Consider the following 15,142-nt stretch of genomic DNA (forward strand, 5'->3'; position numbering starts at 1 on the left):
AAAACCGATAGTGCATAGGCCAACCTCGCTTCTTCAGGAAATGTCAACCATCTCCTCTATCAGCGAGATAATTTTGCCTGTCAATGCCGGATATACCCGGCGGAAATCCTTCGCATTAAGAGTCAGTACCTGATCAACCCCTGATAGCGAGGCCACGTGCAGCAACAAGGCGTCATAGATTGCACCCCCAGCGATCTTGAGGCTGGCCAGATGACGGAGCAGGGTTACATAGTCAGCAGCAGACAAGGCAATCACTTCGCACCGATCCACGATATTCACCGTGATGATCTCCCGCGCCATGTCGGGCGTGATGATTGGCCGGATCGGAAGCCGAGTCAGGATTGAATATGTCTCTGCAAGGGAGTGAGCGGCAACGACTCCGCTATCCACCCCATCCTTAACACGCTGCAGCCGGTGAAAGGCTGCCGCGTGAGCCGCATGTCCTTCGACGACGGCTGCGACCAATACCGAGGTGTCGAACATGATTCTCACAGGCCCACCTGCTGCATCAACTCAGTTATCCGCTGCTCGCGCTCTTGCTTGACGACCTCAGCCAAATCAGAAAGCAGCTCGGCTCTTACCACGAGTAAACCATCTTTGCTCACCAGTGTAGCGACTGCTTCTGGTCCGAGGGACGCAGCGAGTGGAGTTATCTTCGCGCCGTTGCCTTCGACAAACCGCATCATTTCGGTTCGGCTCACGCGCCATTTCTTTCCGATCTTCACCCCGCGTAGCGCGCCATGATTTAGCATGTTTGTAAGGGTTCGGCGGTCAATCTGGAGCACGCCGGCCGCCTGCTCTGATGTGAGCACCAGCGGTAGGTCCGACCATTGAGCTGCGTTCATAGTCATCCTCCATCAGGTACTTTCTGGCGGATAATGCCGCAAGATTGGTTCAACCGACCAGTCTGACAAAATGCCGCCGGCCGACCTGGAGGATGCGACTGCCGCCGGCGCTCACGTCAATCACGGTTTCGATCTGCTCCAGGCGCTGGCCGTCCAGCTTGATCCCGCCTTGCTCAAGGAGGCGGCGCCCTTCGCCGCGGCTGGCAATCAGACCGGCGGCCTGCAGCAGGTCAAGCAAGGCCAGCGGTCCGGTCATGGCAAATTCAGGCATGTCCTCCGGCGTCTCACGCGCCTGGAAAACGGTGCGGAAATGCGCTTCCGCCTGCTGGGCTGCGTCCGTGCCGTGGAAGATTTCGACGATCTCGAAGGCCAGTTTCATCTTCACATCGCGCGGATGGGCCGCGCCCGCCGCCAGATCATCCTCGAGCTGCTTGATCTGGGCTGGCGTCCAGCGCGTGACCAGGTTCATGAAGTTGCTCATGGCGACGTCCGGGATGGACATCACCTTGCCGTACATCTGCGCGGGCGGCTCGTTGATGCCGATGGCATTGCCGGTGGATTTGCTCATGCGCAGATGGCCGTCAGTGCCTACTAAAATCGGCAGGGTGATGGCAATTTGCGGGCGCTGATTGAACCCTTCGGCCAGCTTACGCCCGGCCATCAGGTTGAAGAGCTGTTCCGTGCCGCCGATTTGCACATCGGTCTGCAGCGCGAGCGCGTCATAACCCTGCATCAGGGCGTACAAGAACTCATGCAGCCAAATGGCGTCGCCGTTGGCAAAACGTTTGGCAAAATTATCACGCGCCAGGAACTGCTGCACCGTAAAGTTGGCGGCCAGGCGGATGACATCGGCAAAGCTCAACGGCGCCAGCCAATCGGCATTGAAACGGATGTGGGTTTTTTCCGGATCCAGAATCTTGAAGGCCTGGGCGGTGTAGGTGGCGGCGTTGGCGGCCACCTGTTCCGGCGTGAGCTGTTTGCGCACCCCTTCCTTATCAGACGCATCGCCGATCAGGCTGGTGAAGTTGCCGATCAGAAAGGTGCACTCATGGCCCAACTCCTGGAATTGACGCAGTTTGCGCATGGGCACCGAGTGCCCCAGGTGGATGTCGGGCGCGGATGGGTCCACCCCCAGGTAGACCTTGAGCGGCCGTCCGTTCTGCTGCGACTCCAGCAGCCGCGCGCGTAATTCTTTTTCCATGTTGGCGTAGGTTTGCGCGTCGCCAAAATCGGCCCCACGCATCAGAATCGCCACTTGTTCGTCAATACTCAAATTTGTCGCCATACCATCCGCCGAGACTGAAAATTTCCACAACCGGTGCCACCGCGCAGTGCTTCCAAATCAAGCACACACTTGACCACAAGGAACACATAGAACACAAAGAAATGCCAGCATAGACGCAGATTGGCAGCGTCTTTGCGCTCTTTGTGTTCTATGTGGTAGAAGAAAGTCGTTCAAATTTGGAACTGCCGCACACCAATGGCGCCATTATAATGCACGTGTCATAGTCGCACAACTTGTCGCGGGTCATTTTCCGAAAGTTGACTGGGTGTGTACGATGTGTATCATTGGGTCATGAGTAGTAATATCTATCGCCAAGCGGGTTGGACTTGGGCAGAGCAAAAGTGAGAGTCTATGCGTTATTCAGTGGTTGTGCATAAAGATCGAGAAAGTGACTATGGCGTGACCGTGCCTGATCTCCCCGGTTGCTTCAGTGCGGGTGAAACGCTCGATGAAGCCCTGCATGAGGTTGTAGAAGCAATTGAGTGTCATCTGGAAGGGTTGTTGTTGGATAGTGAACCGATCCCCACGCCGCGGCCAATCGAACATCACCAAAATAACCCGGATTATGCTGGTGGGGTGTGGGCTTTTATAACGATAGATCTGGCAAAACTGTCGGGCAGAACCCATCGCATCAATGTGACCTTGCCGGAGCGCATTCTTACTTTGATGGATAGATATGCGGTAGAACATGGCGAAACACGTTCAGGTCTCATTGCGGAAGCCGCTCTTGAGTACATCGCATCCCATCAACATCCTGGCGCGGTGCGCGGCGACGCAACGACATAGAGCCAGCTGACCCAGCGCACCGCCACAAACAACCGTCGTATCGTTCTTTCAGAAACTGTTTGAAAAGCTCAAACTCATCTCACACCAAGACACAGAGAACACAGAGAGAAGCAAAAAATGGCATCGAAAAGTGTCTTCCTTTGTGTCTCTGTGTCTCAGTGTGAGCTCTGTCTCTCAGCGTGAGCCTGTCAACAGTCTCTTGCACCTGCAAACACGATCGCGCCGTCGCGATAATCGGCCGCAATCGTCTGGCCGGCCTTGAAGCGCCCTTCCAGCAGGGCCATCGCCAGCGGATTCTGCACCTCGGTCTGGATGGCTCGCTTGAGCGGCCGTGCGCCGTAGGTCGGGTCGAAGCCGATATCGGCCAGGTAGCCTTTCGCGCGGTCGCTGAGCGTCAACGCCAGCCCATGTTCAGCCAGCAGCGCCTGCAGCCGGCGTAACTGAATCTCGACGATGTGCACCAGGTCGGCGCGCGTCAACGAATGGAAGACGATGATGTCGTCCACCCGATTCAGGAACTCCGGCGGGAACTCCTGGCGCAGCGCCTGCAGCGCCCGTTCCCGCTTGGCCTCATCGCCCAGGGCCGGGTCATTGATGAAGTGGCTGCCGATGTTCGACGTCATGATGACCACGGTATTCTTGAAGTCCACGGTGCGCCCCTTACCGTCGGTCAAGCGGCCGTCGTCCAGCACTTGCAGCAGCGCGTTGAAAACCTCACGATGCGCCTTCTCGATCTCGTCGAAGAGCACCACGCTGTAGGGCTTACGCCGCACCGCCTCCGTCAACTGCCCGCCCTCATCGTAACCCACGTAACCAGGCGGCGCGCCGATCAGGCGGCTGACGGTGTGGCGCTCCTGGTACTCGCTCATGTCAATGCGCACCAGGTTATTTTCATCATCGAACAAGAAGCCAGCCAGCGCTCGCGCCAGCTCGGTCTTGCCCACGCCGGTTGGCCCCAAGAAGATGAAACTGCCGATGGGCCGATTGGGGTCTTGCAGGCCCGCGCGTGCGCGGCGCACCGCGTTCGCCACGGCGGTGACGGCCGCGTCCTGGCCCACCACCTGTTGGTGCAAACGGCTTTCCATCTGCATCAACTTGGCAACCTCGCCCTCCAGCAGCTTGCTGACCGGAATGTGCGTCCAAGTGGAGACCACGGCGGCGATTTCCTCCGCGCCCACTTCCTCCTTGAGCAGCATCCCGCGCGCCTGCATCTCCTGCAGCTGCGCCTCGATCTCGGCCAGCTGCCGCTCCTGGCCGCTCAACTGCCCGTACTGCAGCTCCGACGCGCGGCCGTAGTCTGCCCGGCGCTGCGCCTGCTCGATCTCCAGCCGCGTCTGCTCCATTTCTTCCTTGAGGCTGGCGCGACGCTGAATCACTTCACGCTCACGCACCAGGCGCGCTTCCAGGCCGCGCTCGGTTTCCCGCAGATTGGCCAGATCGCGCTCGATCGTGGTCAGCCGCGCCTTGCTGGCTTCGTCCGACTCCTTCTTCAGCGCCTCGCGCTCGATCTCCATCTGCATGACGCGGCGCTTGATCTCATCCAACTCGGCCGGATTGGACGTGATTTCCATGCGCAGCCGGCTCGCCGCTTCGTCAATCAAGTCAATCGCCTTGTCAGGTAAGAAACGGTCGCTGATGTAGCGGTGCGACAGGGTAGCGGCGGCAATCACGGCCGCATCGGTGATGCGCACATTGTGGTGCACCTCGTAACGCTCCTTGAGACCGCGCAGGATCGAAATCGTGTCAGCGACGCTCGGTTCGTCCACCAGCACCGGCTGGAAGCGGCGCTCCAGCGCCGGGTCTTTTTCGATATGCTTACGGTACTCATCGAGCGTCGTGGCGCCGATGGCGTGCAGCTCGCCGCGCGCGAGCATCGGCTTGAGCATGTTGCTGGCATCCATGGCACCCTCGGCCGCGCCCGCGCCGACGACCGTGTGCAGCTCGTCAATGAACAGGATGACTTGACCTTGCGCCTCGGTTACTTCCTTGAGCACCGCCTTGAGGCGTTCCTCGAACTCCCCGCGATACTTGGCCCCGGCAATCAGGCTGCCCATGTCCAGCGCCACGACGCGCTTGTCTTTCAAACCGGCCGGCACGTCCTCGCGCACGATGCGGCCGGCCAAGCCTTCGACAATGGCGGTCTTGCCAACGCCCGGTTCGCCAATCAGGACCGGGTTATTCTTGGTGCGGCGGCTCAGAATCTGGATCGTGCGCCGAATCTCTTCATCGCGGCCAATGACCGGATCGAGCTTGCCTTGCCGCGCCATCTGCGTCAGATCGCGGCCGTACTTGTCGAGCGCCTTGTAGGTGGCTTCCGGGTTCTGGCTGGTGACGCGCTGGCTGCCGCGAATGGCAGTCAACGCTTGCAAGAGACGGTCGCGGTTCAGCCCCAGCCGCGCCAGCGCTTTCTGCGCGCCGCCGCCGTTGTCGCCAGCCAGGGCCAACAGCAGGTGTTCGGCGCTGACATAGTCATCGCGCATCGCGTTGGCTTCATTTTGGGCGTCCTGCAGCACGCGCGTCAGCGCCGCGCTGATAGTGGCCTGCACGTTGCTGCCGTAGGCTTTGGGCCAGCGCGCCAGCTCTGCCTCAAGCTGCCGCGACAGCGTCAGCGGGTCGAGGCCTGCCTGCTGCACGACTTCCTGCACCACTCCTTCGTCCTGCCGCAGCAGGGCCAGGAGCAGGTGCTCTGGCTGCACCTGCGCATGATTGTGCTCTTGCGCCAGCGTCTGCGCTTCTAAAACGGCCTCTTGGGCCTTTTGCGTCAATTTGTCTAATCTCATCGTTCCTCCTGTGCACGCGCCCGCCTGGCGCGTGGTTATTATGAATGAATCGCGTTCCTGCGCGTGAGTATACGCCGCGTGTGTTAGAAAAACGTTGACGCAGCATTGGCGCTGCGCTAGAGCCTGCGCTAAAATTCACCCAGGCTTCAGCCAGGAGAAAAACATGCCAGAACAACCGATTTCTTTCCAAAACCAGGGGCAAACGCTGTTCGGAATGATTCATATTCCGTCCGGTCCTGGCCCATTTCCCGCGGTGCTGCTCTTTCACGGCTTCACGGCCGATCGCAACGAGCACCACTTCTTACTCGTCAAGGCCGCACGGGCGTTGATGGCGGCTGGCTTCGTCGCCCTGCGCTTCGATTTCCGCGGCTCCGGTGAAAGCGAGGGCGATTTCAGCCAGGTCACCATCGAAGGCGAGATCAGCGATGGCCTGACCGCACGCGCCTGGCTGCAGGCCCACCCCGCGGTTGACGCAGCCCGCGTCGGTGTCTGCGGCATCAGCGTCGGCGGCGCGGTGGCCGCGTGCCTGGCCGGCCGCGCGCAGGATGTGTCGGCGTTGGTGTTATGGGCGCCGGTCGGCGATCCGGCGCGGGTTTTCAGCCAGGCGGGGGGTGGGAGCGGCAGCGGTTTTGCGCCGACGCCCGTAGAGACAGGGCTGGACATTGGCGGCTTGATTGTGGGTCAGGGCATGATTGCCGATGTCATGCGCGTGCGCCCTGTGGATGAGGCGCGTGGGCACAGCGGCCCTGTCCTGGTCATCCACGGCACGGCTGATCAGACCGTGCCGCCATACAATGGGGAGATGTACAAAGAAGCGCTTGGCGAGCGCTGCACCCTGGTGTGGATCGAAGGCGCAGATCATACATTTTCGCGCACCTGGTGGGAGCAGGAGGTGATTCAGCGCTCGGTGGCCCATTTCCAGGCGCAGTTGGCGGCGTGACCAGCAGATTGGCAGATTGAAGATGGGGATGGAGAGAGATGAAGAATCCGGCGGCGTGGGCAAGAGTTACCAGGCGCCCTTTGGCCGGGGCCGCCTGACTTTCTCCCTGCCGCCCGCGGTTGCCAGCCTCGACGTGATCGCGGCGCCCGCGTTCCCGCCGCTGGAGGACTTACCTGCGGCCGTAACGCAGGCCCTGGCTCATCCCCTGGGCGCTCCGCGTCTGCGTGACCTGGCGCAGCCAGACGTGCAGGTGTGCCTGGTCTTTACCGATGCCACCCGCGCCTGTCCCGATGAGGTGCTGGTCCCGGCGCTGCTGGCTGAGCTGGCGGCTCGACTGAGCTCGCCGAAGTCCGCGGCCGGCGTCCCCGATGCCAACATCACCCTGCTGTGCGCCACCGGCCTCCATCGCGCCAGCACGCCGGCTGAGAAAATCGCCAAGCTGGGCGCGGACATCGTGGCTCGCTGCCGCGTCGTGGATCATGACGCGCAGCAGGACGTGGTCAGCCTGGGGCAAACGGAGCATGGCATTCCGCTGACGATCAATCGCGTGGCGGCAGCCGCCGATCTGCTGCTTGCCACGGGTGTGGTGGAACCCCATCAGTACGCCGGGTTCAGCGGCGGCAGCAAGATCGTAGGTGTGGGCATCGCCGGGGAGCCAACGATTGCCTTCACGCACGGCCCGGCCATGCTCGACCAGCCCGGTGCGCGCCTGGGGAATCTGCAGGGCAATCCGTTTCAGGCCGCGGTGCGCGAAGCCGGCCGGCGGGCGCGCCTGCAGTTTGTGCTGAACGTGGTGCTGGATGGAGAAGGGCGGGCGCTGGCCGTTGCGGCAGGCGCACCCGATGCGGTGCACGATCACCTGGCCGTGGCGGCGCAGGCGGCCAGCGTGGTGCATGCGGCGCACCCGTACGATGTGATCATCGCAGGCGTCGGTTTCCCCAAAGATCAGAACTTCTATCAAGCCAGCCGCGCGGCCACCTACGTGGGATTGGTCGAACGACCGGCGCTGGCGGTGGGAGGCGTCGTTATCCTGCCTGCCCCTTGCCCAGAGGGCATCGGCGCAGGCGCAGGGGAGCAGCGCTTTGCCGATCTCATGCGCGCGGGCGCCGATCGGCCCGCGCTGCTCTTAGCAGAGATGCGCGCCCACGGCTTTCCCCCTGGCGCGCAGCGCGCGTTCATGCTGGCCCAACTGCTGGAGCGTTTTCGGCTCGTGGTCGTCGGTTGTGAAACCCCATCGGCGCTGGCGGCCTGCCACGTGCGCACGGCGGCCAGCATCGAAGACGCGTTGACCTGGGCAGCCGATCAAGCCGGACACAGCCTGCGCGTGGCGCTTGTCCCGCATGCGCTGACCACGGTGCTGACGCTGGGCTAATCGCGGATTCTCCCAGGTTCGGTCCCCTGGCCGGACGATGTGATCGCAGCGCGGGCGTTGTCACCCGGTAGGTCCGGCCTCCTGGCCGGACGACGTGGTCGCAGGGCGGGCGTTGTCACATCGGAGATGTGACCTGCGGAGAAGGGCGTGATCGCACAACGGGCATTGTCACCCGGTAGGTCCGGCCTCCTGGCCGGACGACGTGATCGCAGGGCGGGCGTTGTCACACCGGAGGTGGGACCTACGGAGAAGAGCGTGATCGCACAACGGGCATTGTCACCCGGTAGGTTCGGCCTCCTGGCCGGACGACGTCGTCGCATCACGGGCGTTGTCACACCAGAGATGTGACCTACGCAGAGGGTGTGGTCGCAAATGCGGGCGTTGTGACGGGGGAGATGTGAACCTACGCAGGTGGCGGTGCATCGGATGCTGACTTGCTGGCGCGCTTATCCTCGGTTCGCCAGCTCTTGAGCAACCGCCAGCCGAAGAAGATGACGCCGGCGATGCCCAAGATGACCCACGTGAGGTCGCCCATGGTAGCGCTGATGGCTTCCACGCGATCGCTGAAGAATTTGCCCAGCAGCACGTAGATCAGAACCCACAACGTCTCTCCGGCGATGTCCCAAGCCAGGAAGGTGGGATAGGAAAAGCGCGTGATGCCACAGGTGAGGTTGAGCACCGGGCCGAGCGGCGTCATCAGCCAGCGGGTCAGAAAAACGCTGAGGCTGCCCCAGCGCGCAACGGCAGTCTCGGCCTGCGCCATGCGCTGTGCGCCGCCCAGCCGGTCTGTCACACGAATGACAAGGCGCTCTCCGCTCCAACGTCCAATGGCATAACCAAGTTGATCGCCGACCACGGCCGCGAAGCTGACCAGGGCCACGACAGCAAGCAGGTTCAGGTCGCCCTGCGCCACAAAGGAGCCAACCACGATCAGCAGCAGCGTCACGGGGAGGGGCAGCCCCACGGCCGCCATGACCGTGACCACAAACAGGGCAGGCAGGCCGTAAGTAGAGAAGGCCAGCAGAAGGGTTTCCGATAGGCTCATGGCGTGGGTCGTGGCTGGCGCCCAAAGAGGCGCTGCAGCAGCGATGGAGGATGCAATGGTTCGGCAGGCTGCGCGGCAGAGGTGGGATTGGCGGCGCGGTAGCTCTTGATGGTCTCGTAGAGAAGATTGATGAGATCGCCAACGGGTCGTTTTTGCTCAGTCGCCACGGCGCTGAGTGGGCGGCGGTCGGGCCGATCCGGCAGACCGAGCGCTTCCAGCAAGACGGGAGGCGGAATGTGGTATGAGCGGGCGACGTAACCGACGCTCATCCAGGGCTGGATGGTTTCATCCACCAACGGCCGCGGCGCGTGACGAAGGGCGCGGGTGGTAAACACCAAGACGATCAGCAACGAGAGCAGGAGACCGAGCATAAGCAGAATTCGAGACCGCACACTCACGGCAGGTCCTCCTTCAGAATCCTGGTCAAGACAAAAGACCAGAAGTCCGTGTCACGGTCAACCAAAATTCGCGATAGATAGCAGCCAGATCGTCCAGCGAATAATGGGCATTGAGCCCGCTGGGGTTCGGCAAGACCCATATCTCGCTTGCGCCTATGGACTGCGGCTGACGCCCCTGAGCAGATTTGGGCTGGTCAAAAGCGGTGCGATAGGCGGTGATGCCCAGCACCGCTAACGCCCTGGGGCGAAATTGCTCCAGCAGGACGATCAAACGCTCGCCGCCGGCGCGCAATTCTGAGCGAGTCAACTCCGCGGCCGTCGCCGTAGCCCGCGCCGCCAGGTTGGTAATGCCGCAACCATAACGCACCAGAGTCTGATCTTCATCGGCAGACAACAGCCGCTCGGTGATTCCAGCGCGCTGAATGGCCGGCCAGAAGCGATTGCCTGGCCGCGCGAAGTGATGACCCGTGAAGGCGGAGTACAGCCCTGGGTTGATGCCGCAAAAGAGAACGGTCAACCCAGGCGTCAGGACATCGGGCACGGTTTTGCCGGCCGCGGCTTGCAACTCGGCCGGGGTTGGGCGTCGCCATGCTGATTGAGAAGAAGCCATGGCCGGGTTCCTCCGTACAAAAACTGGGCTGCGCGCCTTGTCGCGGCCTCGATCAGCCGAATTATATCATATCCAGACTCAAATCCCATAGGCGCGCGGCCGCGGCCGTATCGTAGGAGGCTTTGGTCGAAGCGGTGACCTTGCCATTCGAGAAATACTTGCCGGTTACACCCTCTACCGCCGGCGCCGAAGCCAGGTAGATGCTGGTCTGCGCGCCCTTCTCTGGCGTCAGCGCCACCAGCTTCTGCATGCTTTTCATAAGAACGCTCGCCAGGCTGCCGTTGTTGTGGCCGAACTTGGTCGCCACAAAGCCAGGATGGAGCGCATTGGCGGTGACGTTGGCGCCCTTGAGCCGCCGCGCCAGCTCGTACGTGAACATGACGTTGGCTAATTTTGAATGGGCATAGGGCTTCCATCCCTGGCCATAGCCTTGCTTGAACTCGACATCGTTCAGATTGAGGCTGCTGCCCTGGTGCGCATCGGAAGAAACGTTGACGATGCGGCTCGGTGCGCTGGCCTTGAGGATGTCGAGCAGTTCGTTGGTAAGCACGAAATAGTTGAGATGATTGAGCGCCCAGGTCATTTCGCGGCCTTCGGCAGTCTCCTGGCGTTTGGCAAAATAGCCGCCCGCGTTATTGACCAGCACATCCAGGCGGTCATATCGGCGCTTGAACTCGGCCGCCGCTTGACGCACCTGCCGCACCTGCGACAGATCGGCGACAAGGAACTCAATGGCTTGATTCCCAGTGGCCTGCTTTATTTCCTGCGTCACGGCCGCGGTCTTTTGCGCATTGCGTCCCACACCGACTACTGTCGCGCCCATGCGCGCCAGCGACATGGCCGTCACCTTGCCAATCCCATCCGTGGCCCCGGTCACCAGGCAGATTTTGTCTTTCACGCGTCCCTCTTTTTTCCTGATTGTTTTCTTGCCGCGCCCATCTGGCGCGTCGCTTGCTTCATTCGACGATAGCGCCGCGGTTCTCGTCACCGGCTGCGAGACTTCGGAAGTCTGGCTGATTTCGGAAGTCTAGCTCACTGTGACGCGGCGGCAGTTCGCCGGACAATAGCGCATGCGGCGGCGCGATGGGCCGCTGTAGGGAGAAGCGCGCAGGAATCAGAAGGAGGCGGAGCCATGCATGTGAGCGACATTTTGATGTACGGGCATCTGACCGTGCAGCACACCGTGGAGCAATTCCCGGCCGCTGAGGTGGAGACGACGGGCGCGTGCGGCTACTGGTCGGTCAAGGACCTGGTGGCGCATTTCAGCTCGTTCGAGTGGGCGCTGGTAGACCTTCTCAATCAGTTCGTTCACCCCGGCCATCCGACTCCCGTCTTGGACGCGTTCATCCAGCGCGATGATCAGTTCAACGATGAACAGGTGAACCAGCGCCAGGGCATGACCTTCGCCGAGGTTTACGCCGAGTATCAAACCGCACACGCGCAGGTGCGCGACCTGGCCGCGCAGCTTCCGGCTGATCTCTGGCGTCAGGCCGGCGCGCTGCCCTGGTATGGCGCTGAGTACGACCTGGAGGATTTCATCGTCTACACCTACTACGGTCACAAGCGCGAGCACTGCGGCCAGATCGCGACCTTCAGCGATCGGTTCAAGGGACTATCAGGATAGCTACGAAGATATTACGATCGTGGGCGAGGCGGGTGCCACCCGGCGCTAACCAGCGACGCCGGGCATCATTGACCTGATCATTGTTGTAGATCGGGCGATGGCGCCTGATGCCCGCGCCAGCGCAATAAGGCGGCGGCATGGGCTTTGCGCAAAACGAAACGATCGGCCTCAGTGCGCAATCTCTCCAACTCAGCCCTAAGGTGGATGGGAGTATCACGACGGCGAAGGTGGCGGATGGGGCGGTGACAAGAGCGAAAATGTCTGATGATACGATTTTGCGCACCTATGCGCCAATACAGGCAAAGGCTCAGTATGGATCGGTTCCTTTTTTTACGACCATCTGTGATACAATCTCGATCATCTTCGCGCAACCATTTGCGCGGCTTCCAGTCGTGATAATCAACCAAAACGAGGGAAGCGCCGGCTATGGCAACCCCCTTGTCTATGACGTGCGAACAGATGGATTCTGAGTATCGAAGGGGGGTGCCTGTGCCACATTGGGATGGGTCAACTGGATAGCGATCGGCAACTAACATAAATGATCATCGTCCGCCTAATCGGTCATGGCATCAAAGCGGCTACGAGGCTAGCGTTCATGTGGCTTGGCCATCACAGAGGTAGGTGTAATTTCGTCACGGGTTGACACAGCGATCACATTGTCATGACGTGGATAGCGCTGATTTGAGGCAATTCTGTACCGCGTCCCAGTCACGCGGTGACAAGTGACCCACAACAATGATAGACGAGGCAGGCATAGTTGCCAAGAAGGAGCGAAATGCCGATGGTTGACGGAGACCGGCTGTAGCCCAATCACGCAACAGGTAATCACTCGGCATCGTGGCGCTTGCTACCTGGGTTGTCAAAACACCGAGAATGACATCAGGGCGCGTCTTATGGTAGAGATCGGTAGACACTACCACGGTCGGGCGGCGCTTGGTACCGGTTGCGCCTGGGAACTCGACAGTCACGACATCGCCAGGTCTTACCATGCGTCATCCGGCCCTGCCCATTCTGATTGCCGGGCGTACATAAGACTGGCTGTGGATAAATCGGTCATGTCCTGGTCCGTCCACACGTCGCTCACATCCAAAGAGGGTGTGCCAGCATAACGCTCCTGGAGAAAGGCGACGAAGTCCCAGACCTCGCTAATTTTTTCCGGTGGTAATGTGAGCAGGGCTTGCATGATTTGCCGGAGTCGATGCCCTGGCGTTGGTTGTGTGGTTAGAGTTTGCATCAGTCACCTCGGACGAACCCGGTTCGAAATGTTGTTCGCAGGACAAGTATAGCATTACCGATAGATAGTTGCAAGGAGAGTTATTTGTGGATCGGGCGCGGGAACCTGATGCCCGCGCCAGCGCAATAAGGCGGCGGCATGGGCCTTGCGCAAGACAAAACGATCAGCTTCAGTACGCAACCTCTCGATCTCAGCCCGCTCACTCGCGGCTATCGTTCCATTGCCGTTCTTGTCCAACAGCTCGTGGTAACGTAACCAGCTTTGGTTGAGTTGGGTGCTGCGCGTAAGGCGCCACAGGTAGTCATCATCGAGCCGATCCAGTGCCGCCAGGTCGGCCTGAAAAAGGGCCGGCGCATCTTCCCAACTGGGAGGACTGCCCACTTGGAGCGCACGCACCAACACCTCGTCGAGCGGTACGTGCATCGCCAGGGATGCTTGTTTGAGCCGCTCATAGAGGTTCTCCGGTAGATTGACCGTAATGCTTTGCAGGGCCATAGATAACTCCCCTTATAGACCCGGAATGACTAGGCCGCCGATTGTCAAACGAATGACAAATGTAATGACATTCGTAGTTTCGGGCTCAACATCCTCGATAGGCGATCATCGCACCACCCACGCCGAAGGAATACGCACCCGCCGGGGTGCATCCGGCTTCACCCACTCGATATAGCAGGGCATCGGCCCTAGTCGCTCGAGCACCAATTCCAGCACTTGCAGTTTGTCATCCCCTACGGCGACACCTTGACCCTTTTGACACCCTAGAACATTTGTGCTACAATGAGCGCCACGGAGGACACGATCATGTATTTTTCTAATTTTATCCCTTTGGCTTCCCTGGCGCTGCTTCTGAGCGGCCTTCTGCTTGTGTTGACCTCCCCTGGCCGCGCGTGGCTGGGCCGTCTTTTCCTGCGCATGACGCTCGGATTGCTGCGTGTCAGCCAGGGACTGATGGGCAGTCACCCCATTGCCACGCGGCGCCTGCACAGCGCCAGCAGCGAAGTGGCCTGGGCGCTGCAAGCGCTGCCCTCGCGTCCTACCCGTCATCGCCGCAGCCAGGCTCCCCGCCTCGGCTAGAGTCAAGGCGTAAAATCAGCCCAAGCAAAGAAATAGGTTTTTTGACAGATTCTAAGAAAAAACGTCGCCGACCAGACTGCCTGGTCGGCGACGTTTTCATGATGATCGAGAGCGCAGGGGAATCATAGGACTCATCCCATCGAATGTAAGCCGATTTTGTTGCCTTCGCTGTCTAGGAAAAAACCCATGAAGCCGTTCTCGCCGATGCTCGTCTTGGGCGTCAACACCTGACCGCCGGCCGCTTCCACCTTGCCCAGCACGTTGTTCAAATCATCGCCGCCGTTTAGATACAGCAGCGCGCCGTTGGCGCTTGGCACATAGCCCTCGCCATAGAGCAGTGCGCCGCCGACGCCATCTTGATAGGGCAGCATTGCCATCAAGTAACCGGGCATGGACGGGTCGGCCGTGAGCTCCGCGCTCAAGATCGCGCTGTAAAATGCAACCGCCCGCGGCATGTCGGTCACGGGAATCTCGAACCAGTTGATTGCGTTTGCCATTGGTACCTCCAACTGAAGTAAACAGGGGCGCTGCGCCGATCATCAAGTCTGACCAGGGATTGTATCTCGCAAAGGCCTGGAACAGACATGAGATGGGCTTACATCATGGGCGGGACTTGCAAATGATAGCACATTTGTTCTTATTTGCCAAAATTCGCACCCATGTCATGATGACAATCACGCCTACCTGTGCTAAAATTGAGTTATGAGCACCTCACCACTCTCCACCAGCGATATAGCGCCGTATGTCGCATACTGGCGGCGCAGTCAGCAGCAGCAGGGTGCCTATCATGCACGCCTGGCGCAACAAGCGCGTACGGCAGCCACATACATGGCAGCCCATTTACGTCAGCATTATGGTGTGAAGCGCATCATTTTGTTTGGCTCTCTTGTGCGCGGCGACTTCGCGGCCGGATCAGATATTGACCTGGCCGTGGAAGGGCTGCTCAAGGCCGACTTCTTCCGTGCGCTCGGTGAACTGAATGCCATGACGCATTTCTGGGTAGACCTCAAACCGCTAGAGGATCTTGAGCCTCGCTTTCGCGAACGCGTCTTGTCTACGGGTGAGGAAATCTGATGAAGCAAAAAAGTGCGGGCGAATTACGTGAGCTGGCTGCTGATCTTGAGAGTGAACTTGCCAAGCTGCAACGCT

The 15,142-nt window shown here is 60.3% G+C and carries 19 protein-coding genes; 7 read left to right on the top strand and 12 right to left on the bottom strand.

Annotated elements, in window-relative coordinates:
• Positions 1–33: 33 nt before the first annotated feature.
• Genes ACPQ6D_RS21430 through tyrS form a run of 3 tightly spaced genes read right to left on the bottom strand, consistent with a single transcriptional unit; the run spans position 34 to position 2,130 of the window.
• Positions 34–483 (bottom strand): PIN domain-containing protein, encoded by a 450-nt coding sequence (locus ACPQ6D_RS21430; RefSeq protein WP_423226389.1) that lies wholly within the window; start codon positions 481–483, stop codon positions 34–36.
• Positions 484–488: 5 nt separating this feature from the next.
• Complete coding sequence (locus tag ACPQ6D_RS21435; protein ID WP_423226390.1) at positions 489–845, bottom strand: helix-turn-helix domain-containing protein; 357 nt, start codon at positions 843–845, stop codon at positions 489–491.
• A 49-nt stretch (positions 846–894) separates the two neighbouring features.
• Positions 895–2,130, bottom strand: a complete 1,236-nt coding sequence (gene tyrS, locus ACPQ6D_RS21440; protein WP_423226391.1) for a tyrosine--tRNA ligase — start codon at positions 2,128–2,130, stop codon at positions 895–897.
• Positions 2,131–2,481: 351 nt separating this feature from the next.
• On the opposite strand from tyrS, the gene ACPQ6D_RS21445 reads away from it, so the two are divergent.
• The gene (locus ACPQ6D_RS21445) at positions 2,482–2,916 is read left to right on the top strand and encodes a type II toxin-antitoxin system HicB family antitoxin (protein ID WP_423226392.1); all 435 of its coding nucleotides are present in this window, start codon (positions 2,482–2,484) and stop codon (positions 2,914–2,916) included.
• 188 nt (positions 2,917–3,104) lie between these two features.
• Here ACPQ6D_RS21445 and clpB read toward each other — a convergent pair whose 3' ends face one another.
• Complete coding sequence (gene clpB, locus ACPQ6D_RS21450; RefSeq protein WP_423226393.1) at positions 3,105–5,696, bottom strand: ATP-dependent chaperone ClpB; 2,592 nt, start codon at positions 5,694–5,696, stop codon at positions 3,105–3,107.
• Between the two features lie 163 nt (positions 5,697–5,859).
• Between clpB and ACPQ6D_RS21455 the strand changes: the two genes are divergently transcribed.
• Positions 5,860–6,636 (top strand): alpha/beta hydrolase, encoded by a 777-nt coding sequence (locus ACPQ6D_RS21455; RefSeq protein ID WP_423226394.1) that lies wholly within the window; start codon positions 5,860–5,862, stop codon positions 6,634–6,636.
• A gap of 28 nt (positions 6,637–6,664) precedes the next feature.
• Complete coding sequence (locus ACPQ6D_RS21460) at positions 6,665–8,008, top strand: lactate racemase domain-containing protein (protein ID WP_423226395.1); 1,344 nt, start codon at positions 6,665–6,667, stop codon at positions 8,006–8,008.
• A 403-nt stretch (positions 8,009–8,411) separates the two neighbouring features.
• Here the strand turns inward: ACPQ6D_RS21460 and ACPQ6D_RS21465 are convergent, their stop codons facing one another.
• The 4 genes from ACPQ6D_RS21465 to ACPQ6D_RS21480 form a co-directional block, all read right to left on the bottom strand.
• Positions 8,412–9,053, bottom strand: a complete 642-nt coding sequence (locus ACPQ6D_RS21465) for a DedA family protein (protein WP_423226396.1) — start codon at positions 9,051–9,053, stop codon at positions 8,412–8,414.
• Complete coding sequence (locus tag ACPQ6D_RS21470) at positions 9,050–9,451, bottom strand: hypothetical protein (protein ID WP_423226397.1); 402 nt, start codon at positions 9,449–9,451, stop codon at positions 9,050–9,052. The genes ACPQ6D_RS21465 and ACPQ6D_RS21470 overlap by 4 nt, the downstream gene beginning before the upstream one ends.
• Before the next feature lie 25 nt (positions 9,452–9,476).
• Positions 9,477–10,061, bottom strand: a complete 585-nt coding sequence (gene mug, locus ACPQ6D_RS21475) for a G/U mismatch-specific DNA glycosylase (RefSeq protein WP_423226398.1) — start codon at positions 10,059–10,061, stop codon at positions 9,477–9,479.
• Between the two features lie 61 nt (positions 10,062–10,122).
• On the bottom strand, positions 10,123–10,959 hold the full coding sequence (locus tag ACPQ6D_RS21480) for an SDR family oxidoreductase (RefSeq protein ID WP_423226399.1): 837 nt from the start codon (positions 10,957–10,959) through the stop codon (positions 10,123–10,125).
• Between the two features lie 234 nt (positions 10,960–11,193).
• On the opposite strand from ACPQ6D_RS21480, the gene ACPQ6D_RS21485 reads away from it, so the two are divergent.
• Complete coding sequence (locus ACPQ6D_RS21485) at positions 11,194–11,685, top strand: DinB family protein (RefSeq protein WP_423226400.1); 492 nt, start codon at positions 11,194–11,196, stop codon at positions 11,683–11,685.
• Positions 11,686–11,822: 137 nt separating this feature from the next.
• The gene (locus tag ACPQ6D_RS21490; protein WP_423226401.1) at positions 11,823–12,155 is read left to right on the top strand and encodes a hypothetical protein; all 333 of its coding nucleotides are present in this window, start codon (positions 11,823–11,825) and stop codon (positions 12,153–12,155) included.
• 189 nt (positions 12,156–12,344) lie between these two features.
• On the opposite strand, the gene ACPQ6D_RS21495 is transcribed toward ACPQ6D_RS21490, so the two are convergent.
• Genes ACPQ6D_RS21495 through ACPQ6D_RS21505 form a run of 3 tightly spaced genes read right to left on the bottom strand, consistent with a single transcriptional unit; the run spans position 12,345 to position 13,414 of the window.
• A complete protein-coding gene (locus ACPQ6D_RS21495) occupies positions 12,345–12,674 on the bottom strand; it encodes a type II toxin-antitoxin system PemK/MazF family toxin (protein WP_423226402.1) in 330 nt (109 codons plus the stop codon).
• A complete protein-coding gene (locus ACPQ6D_RS21500) occupies positions 12,668–12,919 on the bottom strand; it encodes a DUF2281 domain-containing protein (protein ID WP_423226407.1) in 252 nt (83 codons plus the stop codon). The genes ACPQ6D_RS21495 and ACPQ6D_RS21500 overlap by 7 nt, the downstream gene beginning before the upstream one ends.
• A 54-nt stretch (positions 12,920–12,973) precedes the next feature.
• Positions 12,974–13,414, bottom strand: coding sequence for a hypothetical protein (locus tag ACPQ6D_RS21505; protein WP_423226403.1), 441 nt, complete (start codon positions 13,412–13,414; stop codon positions 12,974–12,976).
• Positions 13,415–13,720: 306 nt separating this feature from the next.
• On the opposite strand from ACPQ6D_RS21505, the gene ACPQ6D_RS21510 reads away from it, so the two are divergent.
• Positions 13,721–13,993 carry a hypothetical protein gene (locus ACPQ6D_RS21510; protein ID WP_423226404.1) on the top strand — a complete coding sequence of 91 codons (273 nt, stop codon included), beginning with the start codon at positions 13,721–13,723 and terminating at the stop codon, positions 13,991–13,993.
• A gap of 131 nt (positions 13,994–14,124) precedes the next feature.
• Here ACPQ6D_RS21510 and ACPQ6D_RS21515 read toward each other — a convergent pair whose 3' ends face one another.
• Positions 14,125–14,490: a VOC family protein gene (locus ACPQ6D_RS21515; protein WP_423226405.1), complete on the bottom strand. Its 366-nt coding sequence runs from the start codon at positions 14,488–14,490 to the stop codon at positions 14,125–14,127.
• A gap of 205 nt (positions 14,491–14,695) precedes the next feature.
• On the opposite strand from ACPQ6D_RS21515, the gene ACPQ6D_RS21520 reads away from it, so the two are divergent.
• Complete coding sequence (locus ACPQ6D_RS21520) at positions 14,696–15,067, top strand: nucleotidyltransferase family protein (protein WP_423226406.1); 372 nt, start codon at positions 14,696–14,698, stop codon at positions 15,065–15,067.
• Positions 15,068–15,142: the final 75 nt, after the last annotated feature.

It is taken from the genome of Candidatus Amarolinea aalborgensis (assembly GCF_900491745.1).
In the GTDB taxonomy this organism is placed as follows: domain Bacteria; phylum Chloroflexota; class Anaerolineae; order SSC4; family Amarolineaceae; genus Amarolinea; species Amarolinea aalborgensis.

Bases quoted from the DNA above. Each gene is read 5' to 3' on its own strand.
- mug (WP_423226398.1), bottom strand. From the start codon at position 10,061: ATGGCTTCTTCTCAATCAGCATGGCGACGCCCAACCCCGGCCGAGTTG.
- ACPQ6D_RS21445 (WP_423226392.1), top strand. From the start codon at position 2,482: ATGCGTTATTCAGTGGTTGTGCATAAAGATCGAGAAAGTGACTATGGC.
- ACPQ6D_RS21455 (WP_423226394.1), top strand. From the start codon at position 5,860: ATGCCAGAACAACCGATTTCTTTCCAAAACCAGGGGCAAACGCTGTTC.
- ACPQ6D_RS21515 (WP_423226405.1), bottom strand. From the start codon at position 14,490: ATGGCAAACGCAATCAACTGGTTCGAGATTCCCGTGACCGACATGCCG.
- ACPQ6D_RS21460 (WP_423226395.1), top strand. From the start codon at position 6,665: ATGGAGAGAGATGAAGAATCCGGCGGCGTGGGCAAGAGTTACCAGGCG.
- ACPQ6D_RS21510 (WP_423226404.1), top strand. From the start codon at position 13,721: ATGTATTTTTCTAATTTTATCCCTTTGGCTTCCCTGGCGCTGCTTCTG.
- ACPQ6D_RS21505 (WP_423226403.1), bottom strand. From the start codon at position 13,414: ATGGCCCTGCAAAGCATTACGGTCAATCTACCGGAGAACCTCTATGAG.
- ACPQ6D_RS21485 (WP_423226400.1), top strand. From the start codon at position 11,194: ATGCATGTGAGCGACATTTTGATGTACGGGCATCTGACCGTGCAGCAC.
- ACPQ6D_RS21520 (WP_423226406.1), top strand. From the start codon at position 14,696: ATGAGCACCTCACCACTCTCCACCAGCGATATAGCGCCGTATGTCGCA.
- ACPQ6D_RS21490 (WP_423226401.1), top strand. From the start codon at position 11,823: ATGGGCTTTGCGCAAAACGAAACGATCGGCCTCAGTGCGCAATCTCTC.
- ACPQ6D_RS21430 (WP_423226389.1), bottom strand. From the start codon at position 483: ATGTTCGACACCTCGGTATTGGTCGCAGCCGTCGTCGAAGGACATGCG.
- tyrS (WP_423226391.1), bottom strand. From the start codon at position 2,130: ATGGCGACAAATTTGAGTATTGACGAACAAGTGGCGATTCTGATGCGT.
- ACPQ6D_RS21500 (WP_423226407.1), bottom strand. From the start codon at position 12,919: ATGCAAACTCTAACCACACAACCAACGCCAGGGCATCGACTCCGGCAA.
- ACPQ6D_RS21465 (WP_423226396.1), bottom strand. From the start codon at position 9,053: ATGAGCCTATCGGAAACCCTTCTGCTGGCCTTCTCTACTTACGGCCTG.
- ACPQ6D_RS21435 (WP_423226390.1), bottom strand. From the start codon at position 845: ATGAACGCAGCTCAATGGTCGGACCTACCGCTGGTGCTCACATCAGAG.
- clpB (WP_423226393.1), bottom strand. From the start codon at position 5,696: ATGAGATTAGACAAATTGACGCAAAAGGCCCAAGAGGCCGTTTTAGAA.
- ACPQ6D_RS21495 (WP_423226402.1), bottom strand. From the start codon at position 12,674: ATGGTAAGACCTGGCGATGTCGTGACTGTCGAGTTCCCAGGCGCAACC.